16 protein-coding genes are annotated in these 15,869 nt (G+C 66.9%); 12 read left to right on the top strand and 4 right to left on the bottom strand.

The window, feature by feature from the left end; translation table 11 throughout:
• The first annotated feature begins 8 nt into the window (after positions 1-8).
• Together JCQ34_RS16635 and JCQ34_RS16630 are read left to right on the top strand one after the other, a co-directional pair.
• Positions 9-956 carry a polysaccharide deacetylase family protein gene (locus tag JCQ34_RS16635; RefSeq protein ID WP_286399373.1) on the top strand — a complete coding sequence of 316 codons (948 nt, stop codon included), beginning with the start codon at positions 9-11 and terminating at the stop codon, positions 954-956.
• 44 nt (positions 957-1,000) lie between these two features.
• Positions 1,001-2,227, top strand: coding sequence for an amidohydrolase (locus tag JCQ34_RS16630; RefSeq protein ID WP_286399370.1), 1,227 nt, complete (start codon positions 1,001-1,003; stop codon positions 2,225-2,227).
• On the opposite strand, the gene JCQ34_RS16625 is transcribed toward JCQ34_RS16630, so the two are convergent.
• Positions 2,203-3,060: a helix-turn-helix transcriptional regulator gene (locus JCQ34_RS16625; protein WP_286399368.1), complete on the bottom strand. Its 858-nt coding sequence runs from the start codon at positions 3,058-3,060 to the stop codon at positions 2,203-2,205. The two genes, JCQ34_RS16630 and JCQ34_RS16625, sit on opposite strands and share 25 nt — an antisense overlap.
• An 85-nt stretch (positions 3,061-3,145) precedes the next feature.
• Between JCQ34_RS16625 and ilvD the strand changes: the two genes are divergently transcribed.
• The 6 genes from ilvD to JCQ34_RS16595 all read left to right on the top strand — a co-directional run bounded on the left by ilvD (position 3,146) and on the right by JCQ34_RS16595 (position 9,381).
• Complete coding sequence (gene ilvD, locus JCQ34_RS16620) at positions 3,146-5,005, top strand: dihydroxy-acid dehydratase (protein ID WP_286399366.1); 1,860 nt, start codon at positions 3,146-3,148, stop codon at positions 5,003-5,005.
• Between the two features lie 103 nt (positions 5,006-5,108).
• Complete coding sequence (locus tag JCQ34_RS16615) at positions 5,109-5,861, top strand: hypothetical protein (RefSeq protein WP_350310797.1); 753 nt, start codon at positions 5,109-5,111, stop codon at positions 5,859-5,861.
• An 81-nt stretch (positions 5,862-5,942) separates the two neighbouring features.
• The gene (locus tag JCQ34_RS16610; protein WP_286399361.1) at positions 5,943-6,761 is read left to right on the top strand and encodes an oxygenase MpaB family protein; all 819 of its coding nucleotides are present in this window, start codon (positions 5,943-5,945) and stop codon (positions 6,759-6,761) included.
• The gene (locus tag JCQ34_RS16605; RefSeq protein ID WP_286399359.1) at positions 6,754-7,647 is read left to right on the top strand and encodes a DUF817 domain-containing protein; all 894 of its coding nucleotides are present in this window, start codon (positions 6,754-6,756) and stop codon (positions 7,645-7,647) included. The genes JCQ34_RS16610 and JCQ34_RS16605 overlap by 8 nt, the downstream gene beginning before the upstream one ends.
• A 69-nt stretch (positions 7,648-7,716) precedes the next feature.
• Entirely contained in the window at positions 7,717-8,973 is a 1,257-nt protein-coding gene (locus JCQ34_RS16600) for an MFS transporter (protein WP_286399356.1), read from the top strand.
• 12 nt (positions 8,974-8,985) lie between these two features.
• A complete protein-coding gene (locus tag JCQ34_RS16595) occupies positions 8,986-9,381 on the top strand; it encodes a (R)-mandelonitrile lyase (RefSeq protein ID WP_286399353.1) in 396 nt (131 codons plus the stop codon).
• 76 nt (positions 9,382-9,457) lie between these two features.
• On the opposite strand, the gene JCQ34_RS16590 is transcribed toward JCQ34_RS16595, so the two are convergent.
• Positions 9,458-9,880 carry a universal stress protein gene (locus JCQ34_RS16590; protein WP_286399351.1) on the bottom strand — a complete coding sequence of 141 codons (423 nt, stop codon included), beginning with the start codon at positions 9,878-9,880 and terminating at the stop codon, positions 9,458-9,460.
• A 148-nt stretch (positions 9,881-10,028) separates the two neighbouring features.
• Here JCQ34_RS16590 and JCQ34_RS16585 point away from each other — a divergent pair, with 148 nt between their 5' ends.
• Entirely contained in the window at positions 10,029-10,760 is a 732-nt protein-coding gene (locus JCQ34_RS16585; RefSeq protein ID WP_286399345.1) for a hypothetical protein, read from the top strand.
• Between the two features lie 58 nt (positions 10,761-10,818).
• On the top strand, positions 10,819-11,226 hold the full coding sequence (locus JCQ34_RS16580; RefSeq protein ID WP_286399341.1) for a VOC family protein: 408 nt from the start codon (positions 10,819-10,821) through the stop codon (positions 11,224-11,226).
• Between the two features lie 33 nt (positions 11,227-11,259).
• Here the strand turns inward: JCQ34_RS16580 and JCQ34_RS16575 are convergent, their stop codons facing one another.
• Positions 11,260-12,153 (bottom strand): helix-turn-helix transcriptional regulator, encoded by an 894-nt coding sequence (locus JCQ34_RS16575; RefSeq protein WP_286399338.1) that lies wholly within the window; start codon positions 12,151-12,153, stop codon positions 11,260-11,262.
• Between the two features lie 140 nt (positions 12,154-12,293).
• Between JCQ34_RS16575 and JCQ34_RS16570 the strand changes: the two genes are divergently transcribed.
• Together JCQ34_RS16570 and JCQ34_RS16565 are read left to right on the top strand one after the other, a co-directional pair.
• Positions 12,294-13,310, top strand: a complete 1,017-nt coding sequence (locus JCQ34_RS16570; RefSeq protein WP_286399335.1) for a zinc-dependent alcohol dehydrogenase family protein — start codon at positions 12,294-12,296, stop codon at positions 13,308-13,310.
• 145 nt (positions 13,311-13,455) lie between these two features.
• Complete coding sequence (locus tag JCQ34_RS16565; protein WP_286399332.1) at positions 13,456-14,496, top strand: NAD(P)-dependent alcohol dehydrogenase; 1,041 nt, start codon at positions 13,456-13,458, stop codon at positions 14,494-14,496.
• 257 nt (positions 14,497-14,753) lie between these two features.
• Here JCQ34_RS16565 and JCQ34_RS16560 read toward each other — a convergent pair whose 3' ends face one another.
• Positions 14,754-15,791, bottom strand: a complete 1,038-nt coding sequence (locus JCQ34_RS16560; protein ID WP_286399329.1) for a nitronate monooxygenase — start codon at positions 15,789-15,791, stop codon at positions 14,754-14,756.
• Between the last annotated feature and the right edge of the window lie 78 nt (positions 15,792-15,869).

The raw sequence follows: 15,869 nt of genomic DNA, 5'->3' as shown, positions 1-15,869 counted from the left end.
ATTTTCCCGTGAAACAGCCCGCCATCGCGGATCCCCTGCACCCCATCATCTGGCCCAACGGCGCCAAGGCCGCCGCGTCCTTCACGTTCGATGTGGACGCCGAGTCCTGCACCATCGCCCACGACCCCACCAGCACCCGGCGCATGTCGCTGATGACGCACCAGTCCTACGGACCCAAGGTCGCGGTGCCGCGGCTGCTGAAAATCCTCGAGCGACAGGACATCAAAGCCACTTTCTTCATCCCCGGCTTCACCGCCGAGTCCTACCCGGACGTAGTGCGGCAGATCGTGGACGGCGGCCACGAGGTGGCGCACCACGGCTACCTGCACGAACCCATGCAGGGCATCGACGCCGCCACCGAGGCCAGCTACATCGACCGCGGCCTGGAGGCGCTGGCCAAGGTGGCCGGCATCCGGCCAGTGGGCTACCGCGCCCCGTGGTGGGAGTTGAACTGGCACTCTCCGGGCCTGCTGGCGGACCGTGGCTTCCTCTACGATTCCAGCCTGCTCGACGGCGATGCGCCCTACCGGTTCGCAGTCGCCGCCGACGATCCCCGCGACATCGTGGAGATTCCCGTGGACTGGACCCTGGACGACTGGGAGCAGTACGCCTTCTACCCGGGAGTCACCGGCAGCGGCGTGATCGAGAGCCCGGCCAAGGTTTTGGAGATGTGGACGCTTGAGGCCGAGGCACACCACTCCCAGGGCAGCTGCTTCGTCCTCACCAACCATCCGTTCATTTCCGGCCGGCCGTCCAAGGCGGTGGCGCTGGAGCAGCTGATGGAGCGGGTGAAGGCCATGGACGGCATGTGGGTCACCACAATGAAACAGATCGCCCTGCACACCAAGGCCACGGTGAACGAGGTCCACACCCACGCGCGGATTGAGGTGCCGGTATTCCCGGGCGCAGGTGCACAGTTTGAGCCGGCCGTGGTGCGGCAGGGGGTGCTGGCCTAGAGTGGCCGAAGGGGCTGGCGCCGCCGGCCGGGAGGAGTTCTCGCATGGACGTCAAGGACAGCGATATGGAGCAGGAACTTGCCTGGCAGGTCCCGCTCTACGAGCAGATCCACCGGAACCCGGAACTTGGCCTCGCCGAGCACGCAACATCCGCCGCGGCAGCGGACTTGCTTGCCCGCTGGGGCTTTGACGTCCGGCACTTTGGCCGCACCGGCGTCGTTGGCGTTCTTGCCAACGGCGCCGGTTCCTGCGTCCTGGCCCGGGCGGACATGGACGCCCTCCCCGTCACCGAGGCCACCGGCGCAACCTATGCCTCCGCCAACCCGGGGGTGATGCACGCCTGCGGCCACGACATGCATGTGGTGGCCCTGCTTGGTGCGGCAAAGTACCTGGCCGAGCACCGGGAAGCCTGGCAGGGCACCTACATTGCCCTGCTCCAGCCGGCGGAGGAGACGGCGGCGGGCTCGCAGGCAATGCTCGACGACGGCTTGGCCGCCGGAATCCCGCGGCCGGACATTGCGCTGGCCCAGCACGTCATGCCCACCCAGGTGGGAACCATCGGCACCACGCCGGGGCCGGTGCTGTCGGCGGGTGATTCCATCCGGATCACCGTCCACGGCCGCGGTGCCCACGGGTCCATGCCGCATAAGTCGGTTGACCCCGTGGTGCTGGCAGCCTCTATCGTCCTGCGCCTGCAGACAGTGGTGTCCCGGGAAACCACACCGGGGGAGTTCGCCGTCCTGACCGTCGGCTCGGTGAATGCCGGGGCCACGGCCAACATCATCCCGGACCGCGCCGAACTGCTGCTCAACCTCCGCACCTACAGCCTGGAGGTGCGGGCCGGCATGATTGCCGCCATCGAGCGGATTGTCCGCGGCGAGTGTGCGGCGGCCGGCTCGCCGCAGGAACCGGAGTTCGAGTACTACGACCAGTACCCGCTGACCAGCAACAATCCGGAAGCCAACGCCCGGGTCACGGAGGCGTTCACCAGGACCTTCGGCGCGGATGCCGTCTACCGCACCGCACCGCAGACGGCCTCCGAGGATTTCAGCCGGATCCCCGACGCCTTCGGTATCCCCTACGTGTACTGGATCGTGGGGTCCGTGCCGCCGGACATCTACCGCCGGGCTGTGGAAGCGGGCAGGGTGGACACGGACATTCCGGCCAACCACTCGCCGTTCTTCCTGCCGGCGGTGGATCCCACCCTTCGCATCGCCACCCAGGCGCAGGCCACAGCGGCGCTGGCTTACTTGGGCGCCGACGCCGGCTGACTGGTTGCCGCCAGCAGCGACTGCATCTGCGCCGCGGCGTCGCTTCCGGGCGCCGGCGTGTAGACCACGATGTGCAGGTCCGGCCGGTCGGACGGGGACACCTGGTGGTGCTCAAGCTGCAGCACTCCGACGGCGGGGTGGTGGAAGAGGCGCTCGCGGGACTCGAAGCCCAGGATGTCGTAGAGGTCCCAGCCCTGCCGGAAATCCGGGCTTGCTTCCTTGAGCCGGTCCACCTGGTACTGGATGTCAGGGTCGCCCAGCCGCTGCCCTGTTTCGGCCCGGAACTCGGCCAGGAACCGCTTGCTGGTGGTCTCCCAGTCCGGCAGCAGGTTCCGGACGTAGGGGTCGGTGAACACCAGCCACAGCAGGTTCCGGTCCGCTGGCGCCACAGTATCGATGTTGGGGTAGAGGGCCGCATACGCCCTGTTCCAGCCCGCCACGCGCCAATCCGGGAACAAGGCAAAGGACGGATTGGGATCCAGAGCATCCATCAGCCGTTGGATGTGGGGCGGGGCGGTATCGGCGGCGGGGCTGGCTGGGGCGGCGGAAGCGTAGCCGCCAAGGGACAGGACGTAGCCGAGGCCGGTACTTGAAAGGTGCAGGGCACGGCTGACTGCTTCCAGCACCTGGCGGGACGGGCTGATATCCCTGCCCTGCTCCAGCCAGGTGTACCAGGTGACACTGACGCCGGACAGGAAGGCCACCTCTTCGCGGCGCAACCCCCGCTCGCGGCTGCGGCCAATTGGCGGCAGGCCGTAGTCCGCCCGCAGCGCCTGGTCCCGGCGGGCCCTCAGGAAGAGGCCAAGTTCTTTGCGCCGCCCGGGATCACTCACCGGTAAATACTATTACTCTGGTACTCCCACTACTAGTAGCAGCGCTGTCTTCCGTCCGCGTCGCCCAAGCAAGAGGATGGTAAGCATGCCCGCACTTCGCTCAAAAACAGTCACCCACGGCCGCAACATGGCCGGAGCCCGCGCACTTTTACGCGCCTCCGGCGTCGCCAACTCGGATATCGGCAAGCCGATCATCGCCGTGGCCAACAGCTTCACCGAATTCGTTCCCGGCCACACCCACCTCGCTCCGGTGGGCCGGATCGTCTCGGACGCGATCCTCGCCGCCGGCGCCGTGCCGCGCGAGTTCAACACCATCGCCGTGGACGACGGCATCGCCATGGGCCACTCCGGCATGCTCTACTCGCTGCCGTCCCGCGACCTGATCGCCGACTCCGTGGAGTACATGGTCAACGCCCACTGCGCCGACGCCCTGGTGTGCATTTCGAACTGCGACAAGATCACCCCCGGCATGCTGATGGCCGCGCTGCGCCTGAACATCCCCGTGGTCTTCGTCTCCGGCGGCCCCATGGAAGCCGGCCGCGTCACCCTCACCGACGGTTCCGTCCGCTCCCTGGACCTGGTGAACGCGATCGCCGACGCCGTGGACGAGTCCATCTCCGACGCCGACATCAACCTCATCGAAGAGAACGCCTGCCCCACCTGCGGTTCCTGCTCCGGCATGTTCACCGCCAACTCGATGAACTGCCTGACCGAGGCCATCGGCCTGTCCCTGCCGGGCAACGGCTCCGTGCTGGCCACCCACACCGCCCGCAAGGCGCTGTACGAGAAAGCCGGCGCCACCGTCGTCGAGCTCGTCAAGCGCTATTACGAGGGCGGCGACGACTCGGTGCTGCCCCGCTCCATCGCCACCGCCAAGGCGTTCGATAACGCCATGGCGCTGGACATCTCCATGGGCGGGTCCACCAACACCATCCTGCACCTGCTGGCCGCGGCCCAGGAGGCCGGTGTGGACTACGGCCTGGCCGAGATGGACGCCAAGTCCCGCCAAGTGCCCTGCCTGGCCAAGGTGGCACCCAACGTGGCCAAGGACAAGACCTACTACATGGAGGATGTGCACCGTGCCGGCGGCATCCCCGCCCTGCTGGGCGAGCTGAACCGCGGCGGCCTCCTGCACAAGGACGTCCACTCCGTGCACTCCAACGACCTGGACGGCTGGCTGGACGACTGGGACATCCGCGGCGGCAAGGCCACCGAGGAAGCACAGGCCCTGTGGCACGCTGCCCCCGGCGGCGTCCGCTCCTCCACCGCGTTCTCGCAGTCGAACGAATGGACCTCCCTGGACACCGACGCCGAGGGTGGCTGCATCCGCTCCGTGGAGCACGCGTACTCCAAGGACGGCGGCCTGGCCGTGCTCCGCGGCAACGTGGCTGTCGACGGCGCCGTGGTGAAGACCGCCGGCGTGGACGAGTCCATCTGGACGTTCTCCGGACCGGCAGTGGTGTGCGAGTCCCAGGACGAGGCCGTGGAGAAGATCCTGAACAAGTCCATCAAGGAAGGCGACGTGGTGGTGATCCGCTACGAAGGCCCCAAGGGTGGTCCGGGCATGCAGGAAATGCTGTACCCGACGTCGTTCCTCAAGGGCCGCGGCCTGGGCAAGAAGTGCGCCCTCATCACGGACGGCCGCTTCTCCGGCGGCACCTCCGGCCTGTCCATCGGACACATCTCTCCCGAGGCTGCCTCCGGCGGCGCCATCGCACTGGTGGAGGACGGCGACATCATCAGCATCAACATCAGCGAACGCTCGCTGCAGCTGGAGGTCTCGGATGAACTCCTGGCGGAGCGCCGCGAAAAGTTGCTGATCAACGGCGGCTACAAGCCCAAGGACCGGGACCGGCAGGTGTCCGCCGCGCTGCGCGCGTACGCCGCGATGGCCACCTCCGCGGACAAGGGCGCCGTCCGGGACGTGTCCCTGCTGGAGCGCTAGCGCACGCGCCGGGCGGGGGGAGGGGCAGGTCCTCTGGCCCTCCCCCCGCCCGGGCATACAGCGCCACACTTAAGGGGTCAACGTCAGGCCCAAGGAGGGTGTGGTGCGCAGGTTTCCGGCAGCCCTTGTCCTGGTCACCTTTGCCCTCGCCGGGTGTGCGCCGCAGCAGGGAACCCCGCAGCCGGCCCCTTCAGCTTCCGGCCCTGCCAGTACCTCCACGGCGGCGACGGGCGCACCTGCCGCGCCAACGCCGTCGAACGTTCCCTCCACGCAAGCTCCGACGGTGCCCGGCAACGCCGAGGAAAAATGGACAACGTTTACGACGGCGGATGGCGCCATGGCGTTCGACCTGCCGGCCGCCTGGAGCGTCAAGGATCCGGCGGGGGAATTGGCCGAAGGCGGCGGGGCTTACGCGGAGGTTCGCAACCAGGCCGGCAAGGTGATGGCGACGCTGCGCACCAACATGGCCATCGGATCGTCCTGCACGCAGAAGTACCCCTACGAAGTCCTGGACACGGCGGACCTGCCTGCCCTGGCACAGGACGGTGTGGTGCCGCAGTTCGCCTTCGAGACCCGCGGGAATGCCGGCACGCCGGTGCCTCCGGGCGTCCAGGCGGCAGGATACGGCATCACCTCCGGCCCCATGCCCAGCGGCCCTGACGCCTGCCCCATCCTGCATTTCTTCCACTGGCCGCCGAACAGTGCCATGTTCGGCGCGTTTTACGATCCGGCCAACAACGCAACCCCCGGCGACCCGTCGTTGCCCTATCCCGAACTGGCGAAAAAGTACAGGGAAACCGCTGAGTACGCAGACATCAGGAGGATGATCACCTCGCTGCGGCCTGTTGCCAAGTGAACCGGATACCCGCACTGGCCAGCCACGACAACGGGCCGAAGGGCCCCATCCGGTGTCATACCGCTCCGGTACCCTTTTCACATGGCGGGCGGAGCGGTTGACTATGGAGCGGAAGTCATCCTGCTCGCCGGGGCCGGCCGCGCCATCCTGCTGCAGCTTGCCAACCCGTCGGTAGGGCGGGGGGTCGCGGAGAACAGCACCTTCGCCCAACGCCCGCTGGACAGGCTCAACAGCACGCTGACCTACGTCTACGGGACTGTGTACGGCAATGAAGAGCAGGCCAATGAGGTCCGCCGCCGGGTCAACCGGGCCCATGCGCCGGTCCGCCGGGCTGGGGATGGATCTTCCGCCGGTTACAGCGCCTTCGACCCCAAACTGCAGTTATGGGTGGCGGCCACGCTGTACGACACCGCCAGGACCGTCATCGAAAAGATTTATGGACCGCTCGACGGCGACACCGCCGACGCCGTGTACCAGCACTACGCCAGGCTCGGCACCGCCTTGCAGCTGCCGCCGGACATGTGGCCAAAAGACCGCGCGGCGTTCGCCCGCTACTGGCAGGAACAGCTCACGTGCCTGTCCGCAGGGGACGGCGCATTGAGTGTTGCCAAGGACCTGCTGCACCCGGCCAACGTCCCGTGGTGGTACCACGCCATCATGCCCACGGCCAGGTTCCTGACGGCCGGCTTCCTTCCGGCCCCCTTGCGGCAGGACTTCGGCCTCCAGTGGAGCGGCCGGCATGAGCGGCGCTTTCACCGGACCATGCGTGTCCTGGCCTTTGCCTATCCCAAACTGCCGGCACGGCTCCGGCACTCCTACCGGGATTACTGCCTCAATAAGCTCGACCGGGACCTGCGGGGAAACCGCCCGGCAAGCCAACGTCAGGGGATTAGTGCGTAATTCAACTCCAGTGGAGCAGCGGATCGACGAACGCGCCCGCCGCTTCCTGGCTACCGCCCCCGCGGGCGGTGCCAAGGCGAAGCTCACCGAGTTCGTGGTCTTTGGCCTCAAGCAAGGGTGGGCCTGCATTTTCGGCGCCACCCTCCTGGCCGTGCTGATGACCGCCAGGCTCTGGTACCAGGATGATGCTGGGCTGGCGCGCAACGACTTCCTGACCGTCGCCGCCGTCGTAATCCAGGTCCTGATGGTGGTTTTCAGGCTGGAAACCCTTCGCGAACTGCGGGTCATCGTCCTGTTCCACCTGGTGGGGACCGTCATGGAGCTGTTCAAAACGGACATGGGTTCCTGGTCCTACGAGGCCGAAGGCGTCCTGCGCATTGGTGCCGTGCCGCTCTTCAGCGGGTTCATGTACGCCGCTGTTGGCTCCTACATGGTGCGCGTCTACCGGCTCTTCGACCTGAAATTCGCGGCCTACCCCCGCCGCTGGATCACCGCAATCCTCGCCGCAGCGATTTACGCCAACTTCTTCACCCACCACTACATTTGGGACCTGCGCTGGGTGCTGCTTGCCGCCGTCGTGGTGGTCTTTGGCCGGTGCGTGATGCACTTCCGTGTATTCCGCCGGGAATTCCGCATGCCGCTGGTGGTCTCGTTCCTGCGGGTGGCGCTGTTCATCTGGCTCGCGGAGAACATCGCCACGTGGTCCGGAGCCTGGCAGTACCTCAGCCAGCTGGACGGCTGGCATCCCGTGGGCCTGGAGAAACTGGTGGCCTGGTTCCTGCTGATGATCATCTCCGTGGTGCTGGTGGCGTGGGTCTACAAGCCGCAGCCGCCGGAAACAGGCACCACATCACGCCCGGAGGTTTCGCCGGCCGCGGTGCCATAAAGGGGTTCTGCCAAAACCGGTTTCAGCAGGGCCCTCGCTAGGGTTCCGTACTCCCTGTTTCATGGAGGCATGGCCCCCGAAACAACTGTCACCAGGACGCGTGCGCCCCAAGATCCGGCCGGGCAGCACCCGGCCCACTGGGGCGGCGTTTATGCGATGTCGCTGTGCGTGTTCGCCCTGATCGCCTCCGAGTTCATGCCCGTCAGCCTGCTGACGCCGATGGCCGCTGAGCTGCAGGTCTCGGAAGGGATGGTGGGCCAGGGCATCGCCATCTCCGGCCTGATTGCCGTGCTGACCAGCCTGTCGGTGTCCACACTGGCTGGCAGCCTGGACCGCAAGACCCTGCTGCTGGGGCTGACCGGGGTCATGGCGGTCTCCGGTGCAATGGTTGCGTTGGCTCCGGGGTACCTGCTGTTCATGATCGGCCGGGCCCTCATCGGGGTAGTGATTGGCGGATTCTGGTCCATGTCCGCAGCGACCGCCATGCGGTTGGTCCCGCCCCACGAGGTGCCGCGTGCCCTCGCGATCTTCAATGGCGGCAACGCCTTGGCCACCGTCCTGGCCGCGCCCCTGGGCAGCTACCTTGGGTCGGTCATCGGCTGGCGTGGAGCGTTCTTTTGCCTGGTCCCCGTGGCGCTGCTGGCACTCGCCTGGCAGTGGATCAGCCTTCCATCCATGCCGGGCAGGACACGTCCTGCGGGAACCGGGGGCATCTTCGCGGTTTTCCGGGAGCTCAAGTGCAAACCCGTCGCCTGGGGGATGGCCGCCTGCGGGTCCTTCTTCATGGGGCAGTTCGTCCTGTTCACCTACGTCCGCCCGTTTCTGGAGACGGTGACCCGCGTGGATGCGGCCACGGTATCCCTGGTTCTCCTGGTGATTGGTGCCGCGGGATTTGCGGGCACCCTGCTAATCGGCCGTTTTTTGGGGAAGCGGCTGTACCGGACGCTGGTTGCCATCCCGGTGCTCATGGCGATCATCGCCGCCGCCCTCGTTCCTACCGGTGACTGGCTCGCCGCCGTCGTGGTTCTCCTGGGACTTTGGGGCCTGATGTCCACCTCCGCGCCGGTGGGGTGGTGGAGCTGGATCGCCAAGGCCATGCCGCACAACGCCGAGGCCGGTGGCGGATTGATGGTGGCCGTCATCCAGACCTCGATCGCCCTCGGTTCAACTCTGGGCGGAGTCCTGTTCGATTCCGCCGGCTACCGCGGCACCTTCCTCGCCAGCGCAGGGATCCTTGCGGCGGCGTCCGTCCTGGCGTTCCTGACGTCCCGCGTTACAGACCGAACTGCCGGAACATCCAACACACTGTCCAGCAACCCCGACTAACAGGAGGAGAACATGAAGTACACCAAAAGCGGCGGCCAGACCGGCGCCGGACCGGCGGAATGGTTCACCGGAACCGTTCAGATCGACGGCATCCGGAACCCTGACGAGCAGTCGGCCATCGGCTGTGCGCATGTGCGGTTCGCCCCCGGTGCCCGCACCGCCTGGCACCACCATCCCAAGGGCCAGACCCTCTACGTGACCGACGGGGTTGGGCTCGTGGCCCGGCGCGGCGGCGAAGTCCAGGAGATCCGTCCCGGCGATGTGGTCTACATCGAGCCGGGCGAGGAGCACTGGCACGGGGCCACCCCGGAGCGGTTCATGGCACACGTCGCCATGCAGGAGGCCGATGCGGATGGGCAGGTGGTCACGTGGCTCCACCACGTTACCGACGAGGAATACGGCGCCTGACCCCTCTGCAGATGAAAGTGGGCGGACGACGGCGGGAGGTCCCGCCGTCGTCCGCCCACCTTTGCTGCGCGGTAGGTCAGTCCTCGTAGGTGTTCGCGATGTAAACATCGCACGGGGCGTTGTGCGCCACGCTGTTGGCCACGCTGCCCAGGAGCCGGCCAATGCCGCGCATCCTCCGGTTGCCCACTACGATCAGGCGCGCGTCCAGGCGGATGGCCTCCTTGATGAGGGAATCGGCCGGCTTGCCGCGGGAGGCGAAGTGCGTGATTTCCACCCCCGGATGCGATGCGGCCAGGGACTTGGCCACCATCTCCGAGCTGTCGGCGTTGGAGATCCGGACCTTGTCCGATCCCACGCCAAAGGTCTCCGCGTTTTCAATTTCAAAACCTGTCACCACGTGCAGTGACGCTCCCAGCGATTCGGCCAGGCCAAGGGCTACTTCCGCAGCCTTCCGTGCTGACGGGCTGGCATCCACACCTACAACAACTACATTGGCCATTCACTCGCTCCTTCGTATCGTCCTGCTAAACGTCCATCTGTCAGTCTAGGGACTACCCGCGTGGAGCCCGCCTAATCGTAGACTCTGAAAGCGGGTCCCGACGGGACGGACGGGAAAGCACGATGGTTATGGGGGGAACATGGGTAAGGTGGCCAACCAAGCTGGGCAGGACCTGACGGGCCTGCCGCCGGTCTACGTCGACGTTCCGGACAAATCCGGCATGCCGGGCCCTGGCACCCAAAAGCTCCTGAATGTCGGGCTCACCGAAGAAGAGGCATTTGTTGCCGCGGAACCGGCCCCTGCCATGTTCGGCACAAAGGCGGAGAAGCGACGAAGCGACATATTGGGCGTCACCTGGATCCTGCTGTGCATCATGGGCGGAGCCCTGTTTGGGGTGTACGGGGATGCAGTCGGGGACGGCGACACCGGGCAAGCGGCCTGGGCAATGACGGTGCTGGCAATCCTCGTTCCGTGCACGCTGGTGCTCAGCTTCTATCCCCACTGGAAGAGCCGGCAGCGCAGGAAGGATTACGGGAAGCGCCACCAAACCTGGGTGGCCCGATTCATCGACAAGTGGCCCCTGCGGGAGCGGCTACTGGACGTGGACGCCATCCCAGACGTCTGGCAGCGGGTCAGCAGCAAATCCATGGCGGACACCTTGGAGGCGGACCGGGCGGCGATCCTGGCGCAGGCATCACCAGGAGACTCTGCAAGGCTGCTGGCGGAGGCCCTGGCTGCGGTGGCAACTTGGGCGGTGGCGTCGTGGTCGGATCCCGCGCTGTATCGCGCTGCCCAGCAGGCTGTTGACCGCTTCGGCGAGCTGGCAGGATGGCGGCCGGCGGACGCTAAGCCGCTCGATCCGCCGTCGAACCTTTCCTAGCCTTCGCGCCTGTGCAGCAGTGGGTCACGCCGAAGCCTCATGTCTGTAGGCTGGCGGAATGACCGCACCCCAGATCTACGTCAGCTTTCCAGGAACGGCGCGTGAGGCACTCGGATTCTATGCGTCCGTTTTCGGTGGTGAGCTTACCCTCCACACAAATGCGGAGTTCGGCCGGGCGGATGGTGCCCCGGATGCGATAGCGCACGGCGAACTCAGCGGCGTTGTTGCCTTGGCGGGGTCGGACACGCCTCCGGGCGGGACGAGCGTCCGGTTTGAAGGCCTAATGCTCTCCTTGCTCGGTACTGCCGAGCCTGCAATTCTCCACGACTGGTTCAACAAACTCAGCCTTGGCGGCCGGGTGGTTGACCCTCTTGCGGCCAAGCCTTGGGGCGCCTCTGATGGCCAGGTCATCGACCGCTACGGGCTCCACTGGCTCATTGGCTATGAGCCCGGCGCCGACGCGTAGTGCCAGCCCAAGGGCTGCGGGGCCGCCGAGCTCCTAGCTGCCCACCTGCGCCTGCGCCGTTTCGACGATATTTTCAGTGACCGCCCACGACGCCAGGAGCTTCAGGGCCTCAGCGGACGGGCTGCCCGGGGTCGCGGGATAGACGGTAAGGGTATGTCCGGGGTCCTCTTCCAGCCCCAGGACCTGGTAGTTCAGCTCAAGAAGGCCCACCACAGGGTGCTGGAAGAACTTGGTCCCGGCGTAGTGGCGGCGGACGTTGTGGGCGGCCCACAGGGTGCGGAACTCGTCGCTGCGCATGGACAGCTCCCCAATCAGTTCGGCGATGCCCTTGTCATGCGGGTTGCGGCCGGCCTCGCGGCGGAGGATGGCCACGTTGGTGTTAGCCGCCCGGTCCCAGTCCGTGTAGAAATTGTGGGCGCGCGGATCCAGGAAGATGAACCGGGAGTGGTTGGCCGGCCGGGACGGATTGCGGTACATGTCCGAGTAGAGGGCGTAGCCCAGGGTGTTGGCGGCCACGATGTCCAGCCGGTTGTTGCCGATGAAGGCCGGCGCGTCCGTGATGGCGTCCAGGAGGTACTGCAGCTCCGGCCGAACCTTTGACGGGGACGCAGCACCCCCGCTCGCCGCCCGCTTGCGGCCCGATGTGTTGGCCGCGCGGGCCAGGTCGTAGAGGTGGTCGTGCTCGGCGCGGTCCAGTTCCAGGGCGCCGGCAATGGCATCCAGGACGCTGTCCGAAACACCGCTGAGGTTTCCCCGTTCCAGGCGCGTGTAGTAGTCCACGCTGACACCGGCCAGCCGCGCCACCTCCTCGCGCCGCAGCCCCGGCACCCGCCGCCGGCCACCGTACGGTTCGATGCCTGCCTGCTCCGGGGTGATGCGCCCACGGCGGGAGGACAGAAACTGCCGGACCTCGGCTCGGTTATCCATAAGGAAAACGTTACGACGACCGGCGCAACGCTAAGGAGGTACTGCCAGAACCAGTTTCAGCAGGACCCTCGCTAACGGTTCACGGGCCGGGTTTGATGGGATTGTCCGCTTTCAGCCTTTCACTCTTTGGAGGACCCAGCATGCGCGCAACCATCATGCACGCCCCCGGCGACGTCCGGGTCGAGGACCGGGACAAGCCCGCCATCCAGCAGCCCACTGATGCCGTCATCAAGGTTGTTGCGGCCTGCGTCTGCGGGTCGGACCTGTGGCCCTACCGCGGCGCCGACGTCCTCCACGAGCCCAGGGCCATGGGCCACGAGTACGTGGGAATCGTCGATGATGTGGGCGCGGACGTGAAGAACATGCAGCCGGGCCAATTCGTTGTGGGGTCCTTCTTTGCCTCGGACAACACCTGCGGGATCTGCCGCTCCGGCTACCAGACCGGCTGCGTGCACCGGGAGGGCGTGGGCGGCGCCCAGGCCGAGTACCTGCGCGTCCCGCTGGCAGACGGCACCCTGGTCGCCACCCCGGAGATGCCCGACGCCGGCAAGGTTCCGTCGCTGCTGGCCGCCTCCGATGTCCTGGGTACAGGATGGTTCGCTGCCAAGGCGGCCGAGGTGGGGCCCGGCAAGACAGTGGCGGTAGTGGGCGACGGCGCCGTAGGGCTTTTGGGAATCCTGGCGGCAAAGCAGATGGGCGCCGAGCGGATCATTGCCATGTCCCGGCACGCTGACCGGCAGGCGCTTGCCCGGGAGTTCGGGGCCACTGACGTGGTGGAAGAGCGCGGCGATGCGGGGGTGCAGAAGATCAAGGAGCTCACCGAAGGGCTCGGGGCGCACTCCGTAATCGAAGCTGTGGGCACGCAGGAATCAATGATGCAGGCCATCCAGGCCACCCGCGCCGGCGGCCACGTCGGTTTCGTGGGCGTATCGCATGACGTGGCGCTGCCCGGCCGCGAGCTGTTCTCCTCGCTCGTGCACCTGCACGGCGGTCCCGCTCCGGTCCGGGAGTACCTGCCCGAGCTGATCAACCTCATCCTGGCCGGCGACATCAATCCCGGAAAGGTGTTCGACCTCGAACTCCCGCTCGACCAGGCCCCCGACGCCTACAAGGCCATGGACGAACGGCGGGCCATCAAGGTGCTCCTCCGCCCATAACCAGGTTCCGCCCAGGAACATCGCCAAAGGTAGGACTCAGAAGACCAGGCACAACAGGGCCACCCTGGCCCACCCATTTCCGGGGTTTGCTCCGAACAAACCCCGGTAGCATTTAGAAGTCCCCCCAACAGATCACAGGAGAACCATGACTACCGTCAAGGCTTATGCATCCCCGTCCGCCACGGAGGACCTGGTGGCTACCACCATCGAACGCCGCGAAGTGGGCCCCCACGATGTCCTGATCGACATCAAGTTCGCCGGCATCTGCCACTCGGACATCCACACGGTCCGCGGCGACTGGGGCCCCCAGCAGTACCCCCTGGTTCCCGGCCACGAAATCGCCGGCATTGTCACCGAGGTTGGCTCCGAGGTGACCAAGCACAAAGTAGGCGACCGCGTTGGTGTTGGCTGCATGGTCAACTCCTGCAAGGAGTGCGTCAACTGCCAGAAGGGCGAGGAGCAGTACTGCCTCAAGGGCAACGTCGGAACCTACGGCGCTGTTGACCGGGATGGCACTATCACCCAGGGCGGTTACTCCACGCACGTGGTGGTCACCGAGGACTTCGTGGTGAACATCCCCGAGGGCATCGAGCTCGACGTCGCCGCACCGCTGCTGTGCGCCGGCATCACCACCTACTCCCCGCTGCGGCACTGGGGTGCCGGCCCCGGCAAGAACGTCGCCGTCGTCGGCCTCGGCGGCCTGGGCCACATGGCCGTCAAGCAGGCGCACGCCATGGGCGCCGAGGTGACTGTCTTGTCACAGTCGCTGAAGAAGCAGGAGGACGGCCTGAAGCTGGGCGCCGACCACTACTACGCGACCAGCGACGAGAACACCTTCTCCGATCTCGCCGGCTCCTTCGACCTGATCATCAACACGGTCAGCGCCTCGATCGACATCAGCGCCTACCTGGGCCTGCTTAAGCTCGACGGCGCCCTGGTCAACGTCGGTGCCCCCGCCGAACCGCTCCCTGTCAACGCCTTCGCGCTGATCGGCGGCCGCCGCTCCTTCGCCGGCTCCATGATCGGCGGCATCCGCGAGACCCAGGAGATGCTCAACTTCTGCGCCGAGCACCACCTGGGCGCCGAGATCGAGGTCATCCCGGCAGAGAAGATCAACGAAGCCTACGAGCGCGTCCTTGCCTCGGACGTCCGGTACCGGTTCGTGATCGATACCGCCACCCTCTAAAGCACCACCGCGTTCGGCGGGCCGGCTCCCAAAAGGGGCCGGCCCGCCGTCGTTATTTGAGGCGTCAACGCAGCTTCGCTCCGCGCCCGGCGCACCCAGCGTGACCCCGCACCCTCCGCCCCTGCAGCATCGCCGGGGTTCATGGGCCCGGCCCGCGGAGACCCAGCGTCACCTCCAGCGGCCGTGGGAGAACCGCTCGTTCGATGCGGCCCTGACCAGCCTTTCCCACCTGCGGGGAGGGGCCGGGCCCCGCAACGTCACGGTGCGAGGCTTTTCAGGATTGACGCTGCCGGGCCCTCTACCGCGTATCGGTAATTCATGCCGGCCCATAGGTTCAGCCAGTCCGGTTCCCCTGCCGCCGCGGCCGCGGCGCGCAGGGGAGTGGTGAGGTGGTGGATTTCGGGATAGCCGTAGGGGGCGTCGCCGTCGTGGCGGCGCATGAATTCGTTGTGCAGGCCCCTGGCGCTGCGGCCCGAGAAGACCCGGGTGACGGCCGTGGTGGTGAAACGGTGCGACGACGACAACGCGGCCCGGTGCGTGGCCTTGGTTCCGGCTTCGTCCGCGCAGAGGAACGCGGTGCCGGCCTGGACCGCCGCGGCACCCACGGCGAGCGCGGCGCGGGTGTGCTCCGCAGTGGCGATGCCGCCCGCGGCGATGAGCGGCACCTCAAGGTCGGACAGGTCGCCCAGGATCCCGTGCAGGGGTACCAGCGGAGGGGGTGCATCGGCCTTGAAGGTGCCGCGGTGGCCGCCGGCTTCCGGGCCCTGCACGCAGAGGGCGTCGGCGCCTGCCGCCAGCGCCCGAAGCGCCTCTTCACGGCCCGTGACCGTGGCGATGACGTACATCCCGCGCTGCCGGAGTTCCTCCACCACGCTGGATTCAGGGAAATCGAAGGTGAACGAGACAACGGCCGGTGCGAGCTCCAGCAGTGCTTCGAGCTTTTGGCCCCAGTCGTCATCGTCGTGCTTCGGCTCTCCCAGGCTGACACCAAACCGTTCAGCGTCAGCGGCCAGCGAATCGGCGTACTGCTGCAGTGCTTCGGGGCTGATGATCGAGGGCTGGGGGACAAAGAGGTTGACGCCGAAAGGGTGCGTTGTGAGCGACCTGGCGGTTTCGATCTCTGCGCGCATGGCTGCGGCGCTCTTGTAGCCCGCCCCAAGGAAGCCGAGCCCGCCCGCGGAACTCACCGCAGCCGCCAACTGCGCTGTGGAGGGTCCGCCGGCCATCGGAGCCTGGACCACGGGCAGCGCCAGTGACTTAAGACTGAATCTTTTACCGTGGTGCTGCGTGTCCATCTGCCCTCCCGGTCGTCTGGGCGTACCTGACGAATGCTACGCCGGTACGCGCCGCCGTCCGACCCGGCAGGGGGCAGT

The organism is Pseudarthrobacter defluvii, from assembly GCF_030323865.1.
GTDB lineage: Bacteria > Actinomycetota > Actinomycetes > Actinomycetales > Micrococcaceae > Arthrobacter > Arthrobacter sedimenti.
Note: the sequence above shows the minus strand (reverse complement) of the source record. Positions and strands in the feature narration are given on the sequence as shown.